This window comes from Cupriavidus pampae, from assembly GCF_914271485.1.
GTDB classification, from domain to species: Bacteria; Pseudomonadota; Gammaproteobacteria; order Burkholderiales; family Burkholderiaceae; genus Cupriavidus; species Cupriavidus pampae.
In genome coordinates this window covers 295,094-307,595 of the sequence record NZ_CAJZAG010000009.1, presented here as the reverse complement: position 1 = coordinate 307,595, position 12,502 = coordinate 295,094, and the positions used below count along the sequence as shown (strand labels likewise).

At 65.3% G+C, this 12,502-nt stretch carries 11 protein-coding genes; 1 reads left to right on the top strand and 10 read right to left on the bottom strand.

What is annotated here, in order from left to right; translation table 11 throughout:
• Positions 1 to 26 precede the first annotated feature (26 nt).
• From LDO41_RS23585 to LDO41_RS23540, 10 genes are all read right to left on the bottom strand, one after another.
• A complete protein-coding gene (locus tag LDO41_RS23585) occupies positions 27 to 1,373 on the bottom strand; it encodes a sigma 54-interacting transcriptional regulator (RefSeq protein WP_223992633.1) in 1,347 nt (448 codons plus the stop codon).
• 237 nt (positions 1,374 to 1,610) lie between these two features.
• Complete coding sequence (locus tag LDO41_RS23580) at positions 1,611 to 3,071, bottom strand: mannitol dehydrogenase family protein (RefSeq protein ID WP_223992625.1); 1,461 nt, start codon at positions 3,069 to 3,071, stop codon at positions 1,611 to 1,613.
• A gap of 6 nt (positions 3,072 to 3,077) precedes the next feature.
• Complete coding sequence (manD, locus tag LDO41_RS23575) at positions 3,078 to 4,289, bottom strand: D-mannonate dehydratase ManD (protein WP_223992624.1); 1,212 nt, start codon at positions 4,287 to 4,289, stop codon at positions 3,078 to 3,080.
• 15 nt (positions 4,290 to 4,304) lie between these two features.
• Positions 4,305 to 5,843 carry a UxaA family hydrolase gene (locus LDO41_RS23570; RefSeq protein WP_223992623.1) on the bottom strand — a complete coding sequence of 513 codons (1,539 nt, stop codon included), beginning with the start codon at positions 5,841 to 5,843 and terminating at the stop codon, positions 4,305 to 4,307.
• A gap of 4 nt (positions 5,844 to 5,847) precedes the next feature.
• Positions 5,848 to 6,603 (bottom strand): SDR family oxidoreductase, encoded by a 756-nt coding sequence (locus LDO41_RS23565; RefSeq protein ID WP_223992622.1) that lies wholly within the window; start codon positions 6,601 to 6,603, stop codon positions 5,848 to 5,850.
• A gap of 25 nt (positions 6,604 to 6,628) precedes the next feature.
• On the bottom strand, positions 6,629 to 8,032 hold the full coding sequence (locus LDO41_RS23560; protein WP_223992621.1) for a TRAP transporter large permease: 1,404 nt from the start codon (positions 8,030 to 8,032) through the stop codon (positions 6,629 to 6,631).
• A 16-nt stretch (positions 8,033 to 8,048) separates the two neighbouring features.
• A complete protein-coding gene (locus LDO41_RS23555) occupies positions 8,049 to 8,696 on the bottom strand; it encodes a TRAP transporter small permease (protein ID WP_318036300.1) in 648 nt (215 codons plus the stop codon).
• 58 nt (positions 8,697 to 8,754) lie between these two features.
• A complete protein-coding gene (locus tag LDO41_RS23550) occupies positions 8,755 to 9,759 on the bottom strand; it encodes a sialic acid TRAP transporter substrate-binding protein SiaP (RefSeq protein WP_377742362.1) in 1,005 nt (334 codons plus the stop codon).
• Between the two features lie 57 nt (positions 9,760 to 9,816).
• The gene (locus tag LDO41_RS23545; protein ID WP_223992620.1) at positions 9,817 to 10,878 is read right to left on the bottom strand and encodes an L-idonate 5-dehydrogenase; all 1,062 of its coding nucleotides are present in this window, start codon (positions 10,876 to 10,878) and stop codon (positions 9,817 to 9,819) included.
• The gene (locus tag LDO41_RS23540; RefSeq protein WP_223992619.1) at positions 10,878 to 11,618 is read right to left on the bottom strand and encodes a FadR/GntR family transcriptional regulator; all 741 of its coding nucleotides are present in this window, start codon (positions 11,616 to 11,618) and stop codon (positions 10,878 to 10,880) included. The genes LDO41_RS23545 and LDO41_RS23540 overlap by 1 nt, the downstream gene beginning before the upstream one ends.
• A gap of 286 nt (positions 11,619 to 11,904) precedes the next feature.
• Here LDO41_RS23540 and LDO41_RS34380 point away from each other — a divergent pair, with 286 nt between their 5' ends.
• Positions 11,905 to 12,441, top strand: a complete 537-nt coding sequence (locus LDO41_RS34380) for an RcnB family protein (RefSeq protein ID WP_377742368.1) — start codon at positions 11,905 to 11,907, stop codon at positions 12,439 to 12,441.
• Positions 12,442 to 12,502 lie beyond the last annotated feature (61 nt).

The following is a 12,502-nucleotide window of genomic DNA, read 5'->3' as shown; positions in this document are numbered from 1 at the left end:
GCGGTGATCAGGTTGCGGCGCTGACGCTATGGGCACCCTTCAGCGGGCCGCCCCTGCCTGCGCAACTGCAACGCACGCGGCGTCACGCGCAGCAGTTCCGCCGCGCGGCTGGTGGATCCCGCGCGGCGTTCCGCCACCTGCACCGCGATCGATTCGGCAATCTGGCCGATGCTCTTGAGCCCGAGCCCCGCATCGAGCGCGCCCTCGACCGCATCGGCCAACGCGTTCTCCCACCCATCGCTCACGACCGCCGACGCCGCGACATGGAGCGGCAGGTCGAGGCAGCCCGTGCTCAGGACGCGAAATCCCTGCTGGCGATCGGCCATACGCAGCACCAGATGGCGCAGCTCGCGGACATTGCCGGGATAGTCGCGCGTGACGAGTTGCTGCATCACCTCCGGCATGACGCGCGGCGGTGTTTCGGCATGCTGGGCCAGGAAGTGTTCGACGAGGTGCGGAATGTCGTCGCGCCGTTCGGCCAGCGCCGGCGCGCGAATCGTCCACTGCGTGATACGGAAGAACAGGTCGCTGCGAAAACGCCCCGCCTGCACCTCGGCATCGAGGTGGCGATTGGTGGCACAAGTCAGCCGGAAATCCGATTTGCGCCAGTTGTCCTCGCCCACACGCTTGTAGGTGCGCTCCTGAATCACGCGTAGCAGGCGCGCCTGCAGGGGCAGGTCGAGCTCACCGATCTCGTCGAGGAACAGCGTGCCGCCATCGGCCAGCGCCACCGCGCCATCGCGCGCGCTGACCGCGTGTGTGAACGCGCCCTTGGCGTGGCCGAACAGTTCGCTGCCGGACAACTCGGGGCTCAGCGTCGTGCAATCGACCACGATGAATGGGCCGCGCCGCCGCAATGGATCGAGGTCATGGATCAGTCGTGCGAGCAGTTCCTTGCCACAGCCGCTTTCCCCCAGCAGCAGGCAGGCACCGTGACCAAAGCGCCCGACCTCGGCAACCGCGCGCAGCGTTCTGCGCCAGGCGACGGACCGGCCCACCGCGCGTTTGTGCAACCAGTCCGACGAGAGGATGGTTTCCAGTTCCGCCAGTCGCGCGAGTCGCAGTGCCAGTTCGCGCAGCACGCCTTCGTCATCGTCGGCGGTGACCAGATCGCAGATGCTGGCCGGCCACCACGGCTCTGGCTGGCAATGCGCGCGTGTGGCGGGCGTACATGCGGCAATAAACGCATCGGGCAGAGGCTGACGTCGCAGCCATTGCTCGGCCGCTGCCGCCACGCGCCTGTCGTGCGCGCGCGCAATCACCACCAGCAGGCCCTCGCCATTGCCGGACAAGTCAACAGACTCGGGCAGACCGTGCTGGCACAGCGACTGTCGCAGCCGCGAGGCGTCCTCCTGGTAAAGCACGACACGCATACCGCACCTCACATTCGCGCGACATCCGGAGATCGTGGAGGATGAACTGTGGCAGGTGTCCGCCGTCGCGCCGCAGGTCTCGGGCGTGCGTGCGCAAGGGGCGGGGCTGGCTCGACGAGCCGCTTTCGCGAACGCGCGCGGCGGCACCCACCCATACTAGGCGGCGTGCCATGGGCGTTCAATTTCAAATTTACGCAGGGCTGGGTTGCGGAATATTGAAATCTTTGTCGCGATGTTTCAACGATGAAACACGCCGAGGGTCGCGAGCGTGCCGCGTTCGCGCAATCGTTCCAGCTGCCGCCCCACGGCATCGACGAATGCCGTCGACGCACCCAGCTCGCCGAATACCGGCGTGAAAGCGGTGATCGCACGTACATCCCCCGCGAGTGGGCGCAGTGCATCCGCCATCGGGTCTTCGATCGGATAGGCCTCGCCATGTTCATCGTAGCCGCGCAGGAAGTGGATCCACGCGGCCACGCCGAGCGCGAGGCGATCGAACGGTTCGCCGCGCGCGAGACGTTCGGCGATTGGTGCCAGCAGCCGCTGCGGGATCTTCTGCGAGCCGTCCATGGCAATCTGCCGCGTGCGATGCCCAAGCGCGGGGTTCTCGAAGCGTGGCAGCAGGCTTTCGCGATACGCATCGACATCGAGCCCTGGCAACGGGGGCAGCGTCGGCTGCAGCTCGTGGCGCATCGCATCGTTGATAAAGTCGCGCATGCCAGGCTGGGCGATCACGCGGTCGGTGGTGGGCCAGCCCGCCATCACGCCGAAGTACGCCATCATCGACTGGCTGCCGTTGACGAGCCGGTGCTTGAGCCGCTCGAACGGCTGCGCGTGGTCCACGAACTGGACGCCGGGGTGCGCGCCACCGGCCTCCCAGCGCGGGCGTCCTGCCGCAAAGCGGTCTTCGATGACCCATTGCAGGAACGGCTCGCCGACCACGGGCCAGGCGTCGTGGAGGCCCAATGCGGCCGAGATCCGCGCGATGTCGCTATCGGTCGTCTTCGGCACGATGCGATCGACCATGCTGTTGGGGAACGTGCAGTGCGCGTCGATCCAGTCGCGCAGGGCGGGATCAACAAGCATCGCATAGGTCAACAGCACGCCGCGCAGCGTATCGCCATTGCTGGCAAGGTTGTCGCACGAGAGCAGTGTGACCGGCTCGAGGCCGCGTTGCTGGCGACGCTGGAGCCCCAACGCGAGATAGCCGAGCGCGGTGCGCGGGGCCTCGTCACCGATAAGATCGCGGGCGATGTCCGCATCGTGCAGATTGAGCGCGCCGGTGGCGGGATGGTGGCAGTAGCCTTTCTCGGTAATGGTCAGGCTGACAATGCGCGTGTCGGGGTGCGCGATGCGTGCAATGACCGCCTCGGGATCTTCCGCGGCCACCAGCACATCGATCACCGCGCCGATGACACGATGCGACGTGCCATCGCCATCGCGCACGGCCAGTGTGTAAAGCCCGGCCTGCGGCATCAGCGCATCGCGCGTGTCCGGTCGGCGTAGCGACACGCCGCAGATACCCCAGCGCAGATCATCAGGATCGGCTTCGAGCGCATCCTCTGTCACCACAGCCTGATGCGCGCGGTGAAAGGCGCCGATGCCCAGATGCACAATGCCGCCGCGCAGCAAGTCGCGGCGATAGCGCGGCCGCTGCACGCGCAGCGCTTCCAATTGATTCGGACTTAGTCGTTCCATGCGCGCTCACCAGTGCCACAGCGTGCCGTCGTGCGCCAGCCGGTTCACCGGCAGATACGCCCGCTGGTACGGATACTTCGCGGCCAGCGCCTCGTCGATCGTCACGCCATGGCCCGGCACATCGCCCGGATACATCATGCCGTCCGCGAACGTGTATGCGTGCGGGAACACCGCATCGGTCTCATCGCTATGCCGCATGTACTCCTGCACCCCGAAGTTCGGCACCCACAGATCGAAATGCAATGCCGCGCCCATGCAGACCGGCGACAGATCGGTGGCGCCGTGGCAACCGGTACGCACCTGATGCATCGCCGCGAGATCGGCAATGCGCCGCAGATGCGTGATGCCGCCCGCGTGCACGACGGTCGCGCGGATATAGTCGATCAGCTGCGCCTCGATCAGCGTCTTGCAGTCCCAGATGCTGCTGAAGATCTCGCCCACCGCGAGCGGCGTCACTGTATGCTGCCGGATCAGACGAAACGCCTCCTGATCCTCGGCCGGCGTGGCGTCCTCCATCCAGAACAGGCGATACGGTTCGAGCGACTTGCCAAGCCGGCCAGCCTCGATCGGCGTCAGGCGATGATGCACATCGTGCAGCAGATGCGTGTCCCAGCCCACCGCTTCGCGCACGGCCTCGAACAGCTTCGGCGTATGGTCGAGGTAGCGCTCGGTGCTCCAGTCGTGTTCCGACGGCAGGTTGGCATCGGCCGGCTCGTAGAACATGCGGTCGCGCGAGACGCCGTACACCTTGTTGAGTCCGGGCACGCCCGACTGCGCGCGAATCGCGCGATAGCCCATCTCCTTGTAGCGCAGCACCTCGTCCACGGTGGACGCGATATCGCTGCCATTGGCGTGGCCGTACACCATCACGCCGGTGCGGCTCTTGCCGCCAAGCAGTTGATATAGCGGCAGTCCGGCCGCCTTGGCCTTGATATCCCATAGCGCCGTGTCGACCGCGGCAATCGCGGTCATCGTCACGGGCCCGCGCCGCCAGTACGCGCCGCGATACAGGTATTGCCAGATGTCCTCGATCTGATGCGCGTCGCGGCCGATCAGGCATGGGATCACGTGTTCCTCGAGGTAGGCCACCACCGCCAGCTCGCGCCCATTCAACGTGGCGTCGCCGATACCGTCGATACCCTCGTCGGTCTCGATCTTGAGCGTGACGAAATTGCGCCCCGGACTGCAGACGATGACGCGCGCGCGGGTGATCTTCATCCTGTCTCCTGTGGTTTACATCACGGCGCCGAGCGCCCACGGTACGAACTCGTTCTGGCCATAGCCATGCTCTTCGCTGCGCGTCTTGCGGCCGGATGCGGTCTCGAGCATCAGCCGGAAAATCGCCTCGCCTTTCTGTGCGACCGTGCTGGCGCCATCGAGGATGTCGCCGCAGTTGATATCGATATCCTCGGCCTGCCGCGCAAACAACGCGTTGTTCGTCGACAGCTTGAGCGAGGGCGAGGGCGCGCACCCATAAGCCGAGCCTCGCCCGGTGGTGAAGCAGATCAGGTTCGCGCCGCCAGCCACCTGGCCCGTGGCGGATACCGGGTCATAGCCGGGCGTGTCCATGAACACGAGCCCCTGCGCACGCACCGCCTCGGCGAACTCGTACACTTCGACCAGGTTGGTGGTGCCGCTCTTGGCCACCGCGCCCAGCGATTTCTCGAGGATCGTGGTCAGCCCACCAGCCTTGTTGCCCGCGGAGGGGTTGTTGTCGAGGTTGCCCGCATTGCGCGCGCAATAGTCCTCCCACCAACGGATACGCGCGAGCAGGCGCTCGGCCACGGCTGGCGAGATTGCGCGGCGCGTGAGCAGATGCTCGGCGCCGTAGATCTCGGGCGTCTCCGACAGGATCGCGGTGCCGCCGTGGCGCACGAGCAGATCGACCGCCGCGCCAAGCGCGGGGTTTGCGGTAATGCCCGAATAGCCATCGGACCCGCCGCATTGCAGGCCCACGATCAGATGCCGCGCGGGCACGCGCTGGCGCGTGATGCGATTGGTATCGTCGAGCAGTGCCTGCACCACGCCGACCCCACGCGCCACCGTCTTGGTGGTGCCGCCGGTGTCCTGGATATTGAAGCTATGAAAGCGCGGTCCGGCGGCAAGGTCGCCCAGGCCTGGCTCGGCCAGCAGTGCGTCGATCTGGTTGGTCTCGCAACCGAGGCCCACCACCAGCACGGCCGCGAAGTTCGGATGGCGCGCATAGCCGGCCAGCGTGCGGCGCAGCACGCGCAGGTTCTCGCCGTCGCTGTCGGTGGCGCAGCCCGCGCCGTGCGTGAGCGCGACCACGCCGTCAATATTGGGGTAGGGCGCCAGCGCTTCCGGATGGATATCGCGGCGGAAATGGTCGGCGATCGCGCGCGCGACCGTGGCGGAGCAGTTGACCGAAGTCAGCACGCCGATGTAATTGCGCGTGGCCACGCGACCGTCCGCACGCACGATGCCGTCGAAGCTCGCCTTGTCGGTCGCGTACTCGGTGGCCTGTACATCGGCCCCCGCCGCATGGTCGCGCGCGAAGTCGCCCATCGCCAGATTGTGGGTATGCACATGCTGGCCGGGGGCGATGTCCTGTCGCGCAAAGCCGATGATCTGGTTATAGCGCCGTACGGGTGCGCCGGCGGCAATCGCGCGTACGGCCACTTTATGGCCGGCGGGGATCAGACCCTGCACCGTCACGCCCTCGCTGGCGAGCACGGTGCCGGACAGCAACTGCCGGCACGCGATGACGATATCGTCGTGGTCGTGCATGCGGACTACGTTGGGTGTGGTCATGGCGCTAGTTGGACCAGCCACCGTCGATGATCTGCGCGGTCCCGGTCGTGAATGCGGATTCGTCGGCCGCGAGGTACACCGCAAGCGCTGCAATCTCGGCTGCGGTGCCGATACGCCCCATCGGCTGGCGCGCCACGAAGTCCGCCTCCACCTTCGCGAGCGAAGCGCCGCTGCGGCGCGACTGGTCGTCGATACGCTGGCGCAGCGAGGGCGACTCGATGGTGCCCGGGCAGATCGCATTGCAGCGGATGCCGAGGCCGATAAAGTCAGCCGCCACCGACTTGGTCATGCCAATGACGGCAGCCTTGCTCGCGCCGTAGACAAAGCGGTTCGGCGCGCCTTTGATGCTGCCCGCTACCGACGACATATTGATGATGGACCCGCGCCTACGTTCGATCATGGCGGGCAGGAACGCACGCATCATGCGGTACATCGCGGTGACGTTGAGCGACATCGAGAAGTCGAACGCGTCGTCATCGCAGTCAAGGATGCTGCCGTGATGCACGTAGCCCGCGCCATTGAACAGGATATCGACGGCGCCGATCTCCGACGCCGCCCCGACGACAGCCGCGCCATCGGTCACATCGAGCCGGCGCGCGGTGCATTGCGGCAGCCGCGCAAGTTCGGCGAGCGTTTCTGCATTGATATCAGCGGCGATCACGCGCGCACCTTCGCGCAAAAACGCTTCCACCGTAGCGCGGCCGATACCCTGGCCTGCGGCCGTGACGAGCGCAAGCTTGCCAGCAAGGCGTTGAGACATGGATGACTCCGTAGGGGGAAGGTCGTTACTTGCTGCCCACAAGCTGCGGCAGCCACAGCGTGATCTCCGGCACGTACGTAATGGCGATCAGCGTCAGGAACAGCGGCACCAGCCACGGCAGGATCGCCATCGTGGTGCGCTCCACGGACAGCTTGGCCACCCGCGCCAGCACGAACAGCACCATGCCGAGCGGTGGATGCAGCAGCCCGATCATCAGGTTCAGCGTCATCACCAGCCCGAAGTGGATCGGATCGATGCCGAGCTTGAGCACGATCGGCAGCAGAATCGGCACAAGGATCGTGATCGCCGCCGTGGTGTCGATAAAGCAGCCGACCAGCAGAATCAGCAGGTTCGCCAGCAGCAGGAACAGCCACTTGTTCTGCGTAAAGCCGAGGAACGCGTCGGACAGCGCCTGCGCGGCCTGGCTCGTGGTCAGCAACCACGCGAAGATCGAGGCGGCGGTGACGATAAACAGCACCGACGCCGTGGTCTCGATGGTGTCGAGCGTGGCCTTGGTCAGCGCACGCATCGTCATCGAGCGGTAGCGCACGAGGCCGAGGAACAGTGCCCAGATCACCGCGGCCACCGCGGCTTCGGTCGGGGTGAACCAGCCGAGCGTCATGCCGCCGATCAGGATCACGGGCGCCATCAGCGCCATCACGGCCGAGAAATCGAAATACCAGTCGAGCGCGAGCAGGACCACCAGTGCCGATAGCGCGGCCATGTTGGTCGAAACGCCGGCCTTGGTCATCAGCCAGATGGCCAGCGGAAACGCGAGCACCACCATGATCTCGATCGTGGCCGTGCCGAGCAGCTTCCACGAGAACGCGGTATCGCCGCCCCAGCCGCGCCGGTGCGCGATCCACGCGACCGTGGCCATCATGAACAACGTCAGCACGAGGCCCGGGATGATGCCGGCGAGGAACAGCGAGCCGATCGACACGTTGGCCATCATGCCGTAGATCACGAACGGCAGCGACGGCGGGATGATCGGCCCGAGCGTGGCCGAAGCCGCCGTTACGCCCACCGCGAACTCGGTCTCGTAGCCATGGTCCTTCATGGCCTTGATCTCGATGGTGCCGAGCCCGGCCGCATCGGCAATAGCCGTGCCCGACATGCCCGAGAAGATCACCGAGCCGATGATGTTCACGTGGCCAAGCCCGCCGCGCATCCAGCCGACGAGAGCCACCGCGAAGTTATAGATGCGACCGGTAATGCCGGCCACGTTCATCAGGTTGCCGGCAAGAATAAAGAAAGGAACGGCAAGCAGGGGGAAACTTTCCACGCCCGCGATCATGCGCTGGGCAAGAATGACGTCAGGCACCGTACCGCTGGTCCAGATATAGAGCAGCGACGCCAGCGCCATGGCCACCGCCACCGGCATGCCGACCAGCATCAGCACGAGGAAAGACAGGATCAGGATCCACATGGTTGCGCTCCGCGGTTCAATCGTCGATGGCTTCGAATGCCTGCGGCCGCTCGAGGATCGAGTAGCCACGGCGCCAGTTTTCCCAGCTGACCTGACAGGAGCGCGCAAACATCAGGATGAACCCGGCCAGCGCGAACCAGTACACGTGGCTCTTGTTCCAGTCGATCGTCGTCATCGGCTCTTCACCGACGATGCCGACATAGCGCCAGACCAGCCACGCCGCGTACGCGAAGAACGCGCTGCGCACGATATCGACGAGTGTCGACAACACGCGCGCGGGGCCGTGCGGCAGATAGCGATAGAGCAGGTCCACCTGAATATGCCGGCACCGGCGCATGCACATCGAGGCGCCGATAAACACCACGCCGATCAGGCAGTAAGTGGCGAGCTCCTCGGTCCAGGACAGCGAGTCGTTCATCACGTAGCGCGTGAAGAACTGCAGGAACACGAGGATCGTCATGATCCAGAACAGCGCGACGGTGAACCAGTCCTCGACCCCGTGGCCCGAGATATCGACCGGTTGCGCGTCGGCTTCCTTGAAACTGTGGACGATGTCCTCCACCGAGGACATATGCGGCATGGACGCGGTGGTCTGCTTGTCATCCCGCTCGTTATCCGACCCGTCAGCCGGCTTGCGTACCGCGTTGGAAGCGTGGAAGGCCATGATGGCGACTCCGTTGTGCCCCCTCTCCCTGAGGGAGAGGGTAGGGGTGAGGGTCGCTTTACTGCACGGCCTGAATCTTTTCCCAATCAGCCTTGCGATAGCCCTGCGATTCGAAGCTCACGTTCTTCAGCACTGCTTCGCGATACTCGGGCACGCTGACCGGCGTCACCGTGATGCCCTTCTTCTTGAACACGTCGACGAGTTCCTTCTCGCGCGCGGCCACGTCCTCGGTCGCCTTGACCGCAGCCTGCTGCATCACGTCGTTGAACATCTGCTTGTCCGCATCGGGCAGCTTCTTCCATAGCGCACCGGCCACGATGGTGTTCAGGTGGTCGACGATATGTCCGGTCAGCACGATGTACTTCTGCACCTCGTAGAACTTCTTCGCCTCGATGGTCCCGAGCGGATTCTCCTGCGCCTCCACGGTCCCGTTCTGGAGCGCGAGGTACACCTCGGCGAACGCGATCGGTGACGTGTTGACGCCGCACGCGCGCGGCATGGCCAGGTACGCGGGCACGTCGGGCACGCGCATCTTCAGGCCTTTCATCTCGGTGCAGTGCGAGAACGGCTTGTTCGAGGTGGACTGGCGCGTGCCGTAATACGTGGTGGAGACGATATGGTTGCCGGTCTTCTCCTCGTAGCCCTTGGTCAGCTCCTTGTAGATGTCGCTCTTGGTATAGGCCACAAGGTGCGCGGGATCGCGGAACGTGTACGGGTAGTACGTCACGCCGATGCGCGGGAACGACTTCGCGGCGAAGCTCGAGCCCGAGATGATGATGTCAACGGTACCCAGCACCAGACCCTGATTGATGTCGTTCTCCTTGCCGAGCTGCGAGGCCGGGTACACATCGATCTGATACTTGCCGTTACTGCGCTTCTTGATCTCCTCGGCAGCCCACACCGACCACTTGTGGAACGGTTCCGAGGTTTCGTAGACGTGCGCCCACTTGAGCTTGGTCGGGGTCTGGGCGAAAGAGGGTGTGCTCATGCCAATACCGAGGCCGGCGACGAGCAGCGCGGCCCTTAGCACGAACGACGAGAACTGCCGACGATGTCGCATCATGATTGTCTCCTGAAGTTATTTTTATCCCCGCTCTTTTGTGAGAGGGAGGCAATACGATCAGCCAGTCAACTGCACCTTCGTACTGCGGCCTTTGTCGGCCGCGAGGTGAAACGCTTCAACCGCCCGCGCGAGTGGCAACTGCGCGGACAGCAGCGGCCGCACATCGAGCCGACGACGCGCGAGCGTCTGCACGGCCCAGTCGAACTCGCGGCCAAAGCGGAACGCGCCCACGTAGTCGAACTCGCGTGCCATCACGCTATTGGCGGGGAAGTGGAGGCCCTCGGCCGGCAGCGTACCGATCTGCACGATGCGACCGCCGCGGCGCGTCGCGGCCAGGCACGTGGCCAGCGCGCCGGGACTGCCTGCGGCTTCCAGACTGATATCGGCGATGTCCTGCAGGTCGGCCGCCGCAGCGAGGTCACTGCGAATGGTGTCGTCGGCGCCCACCGTGCGCGCGACCTCGAGCGGCCGATCCGCGATATCGCATACGACGATGCGCGCCGCGCCAGCGAGCCGCGCGGCCATCACGGTCAGGCTACCGATGGTGCCGCCACCGGTCACGAGCACGGTCTTGCCAAGCAGCGGACCCGCGCGATTGACGCCGTGCAATGCTACCGACAGCGGTTCGGCAAATGCGAGCTCGCCCAGCGAGAGATCGGTGTCCACCGGCGTGAGCTGACGCTCGTCCATCAGGAAGTGCTGGCGGAACATGCCCTGCACGTGCGGATACACGCTCGCGCTGCCGAGAAAACGCATATTGCGGCAAAGATTGTCGCGACCCTCGCGGCAGTAATCGCACTGCCCGCAGGCGTGCGAAGGATTGATCGCCACCTTCATGCCGGGCGCGACGCGCGTGACCGCGCGGCCAACATGTTCGACGATGCCGGCCGCTTCATGGCCCGGCGTCAACGGTTCGCGAATCACGAACGCGCCGACCTTGCCGTGGAAGAAGTAATGCAGGTCCGAGCCGCAGATGCCCGCGGCACCAAGCCGCACCAGCACCTCATGCGGGCCGGGCTCTGGTGGCGAGGTCTCGGTGAAGCGCAGATCCTCGCTGCCATGGATATGGCAGGTCAGCGAGGTCGTGGACGGGAGAGTGGGCAGGGTAGGTAGCGACATCACGAGGTCTCCTTGAGCGAAGCCACGACCGCGCGGCCCGCGTCGGACGCGGCGCCGGGCCAGGCCGCATAAAAGCGGCGGTGCGACAGTTCCAGGTGCTCGCACATCGCCGCGCGCGCGGCCTCGGGCGAGCCCGAGGCAATCGCCGTCACGACGGCGCGATGCTCGGCAATCGCGGCGTGCCAGCTCTGGGCGTTCTCGAAGTGATTGCCGAACTGCGCCCACAGCGGGTTCTGTCTCTCGTCGAACAACTCGGCGACCAGTCGCGCGAGCACGGCGTTCTCCGCTGTTTCGCTGATGCGCAGGTGAAACAGCCGGTCGCCGCGTACCGGGATCTGCCCACTAGCGGCTTCCTCTACCATCATCTCGATGGCCGCATCGAGGCCCTCCAGCAGCGCCGGCGTGCAACGGCGCGCGGCGGTCGCCGCCATCTCGCCCTCGATGGTCTGGCGCGCGCGAATGACGTCGAGCGGGGATTCGGCCATCACGCTGTCCGGGCGCGCGCGATCGGGCGCGCAGACATAGATACCGGATCCCATGCGCACCTCGACGAAGCCTTCCACCTCGAGCGCGATCAGGGCCTCGCGCACCGATGGGCGCGACACACCAAGCTGCACGGCGAGGTCGCGCTCCGCAGGCAACCTTCGACCGACCGGAAATTCTCCCCCCTCGATCAGACGCCGCAACTGATCGGCAATCTGACGATAGAGACGGCGCGGTTCGATCTGCTGGATGGGCATGAACTCGGCTTAGAAGGGTAAAGGGGTCAGGCGGTCAGACCAATTTTTAGGAAATCTTTATGTGATACGCAAGGACGACTTGTGGCGCGGTGCAGCAAGTCAAAGTGACAAGTGCATGCCCAAAACTACAACCGGACCGGCGCGGAAAGCGGCACGATCGCCGCAGAATGGCGTGAATTCGCCTGTTCCGAGGCAGGCCCCGCATTTGCTACTAACCCTTTTGTGACTAACCTTTCGTCAGGTTGCCCGGTCGGGCGGCCCACGTTCCATCAGTGAGGAGATCACGATGAAAACGAAGTTGTTAATACCATCCATCCTCGTGGCTGCAGGCGTGCTGGCGACCCCGTTGCTCCATGCCCAGCCGGTCAATCAGATGCCCGGTGAAAACCCCAGCCAGACAGCGCCGATGGGCCCACGCCCGATGCCCGCACCGGGCCAGCAGGGCGGCATGCCTTCCACCGCCACGCCGATGCCGCCAGCGACGGGCGGTGGCGGTTATGGGCGTCCCATGCGTCCCGATGGTGGCCCCGGCGGCCCTGGCATGTCGCAGCAACGTCCAGCTCCGGGCGCCATGCCCCCTCCGGGCGGCATGAGTGGCCGCACCCCGCCCCCGCCGATGGGCGCGCAATCGCCATATGCCCCGCAGAAATGGAACAAGGGCGATCGTCTGCCGACGGAGTTTCGTGATCGTCAGTATGTGATCGACAACCCCAAGAACTACGATCTTCCCGCGCCCAAGAAGGGCTATCACTGGGTCGGCGTCGGTGCCGACTACTATCAGGTGTCGTCCAACGGCACGATTTTCTCGGTGGGCCCGCAGTAAGTACGGCTGAAACGCAAAACGGGCACCCTTGCGGGTGCCCGTTTGTTTTTCCTGCGCGGGG

Bases quoted from the DNA above. Each gene is read 5' to 3' on its own strand.
- LDO41_RS23550 (WP_377742362.1), bottom strand. From the start codon at position 9,759: ATGATGCGACATCGTCGGCAGTTCTCGTCGTTCGTGCTAAGGGCCGCG.
- LDO41_RS23540 (WP_223992619.1), bottom strand. From the start codon at position 11,618: ATGCCCATCCAGCAGATCGAACCGCGCCGTCTCTATCGTCAGATTGCC.
- LDO41_RS34380 (WP_377742368.1), top strand. From the start codon at position 11,905: ATGAAAACGAAGTTGTTAATACCATCCATCCTCGTGGCTGCAGGCGTG.
- manD (WP_223992624.1), bottom strand. From the start codon at position 4,289: ATGAAGATCACCCGCGCGCGCGTCATCGTCTGCAGTCCGGGGCGCAAT.
- LDO41_RS23555 (WP_318036300.1), bottom strand. From the start codon at position 8,696: ATGGCCTTCCACGCTTCCAACGCGGTACGCAAGCCGGCTGACGGGTCG.
- LDO41_RS23565 (WP_223992622.1), bottom strand. From the start codon at position 6,603: ATGTCTCAACGCCTTGCTGGCAAGCTTGCGCTCGTCACGGCCGCAGGC.
- LDO41_RS23570 (WP_223992623.1), bottom strand. From the start codon at position 5,843: ATGACCACACCCAACGTAGTCCGCATGCACGACCACGACGATATCGTC.
- LDO41_RS23580 (WP_223992625.1), bottom strand. From the start codon at position 3,071: ATGGAACGACTAAGTCCGAATCAATTGGAAGCGCTGCGCGTGCAGCGG.
- LDO41_RS23545 (WP_223992620.1), bottom strand. From the start codon at position 10,878: ATGTCGCTACCTACCCTGCCCACTCTCCCGTCCACGACCTCGCTGACC.
- LDO41_RS23560 (WP_223992621.1), bottom strand. From the start codon at position 8,032: ATGTGGATCCTGATCCTGTCTTTCCTCGTGCTGATGCTGGTCGGCATG.
- LDO41_RS23585 (WP_223992633.1), bottom strand. From the start codon at position 1,373: ATGCGTGTCGTGCTTTACCAGGAGGACGCCTCGCGGCTGCGACAGTCG.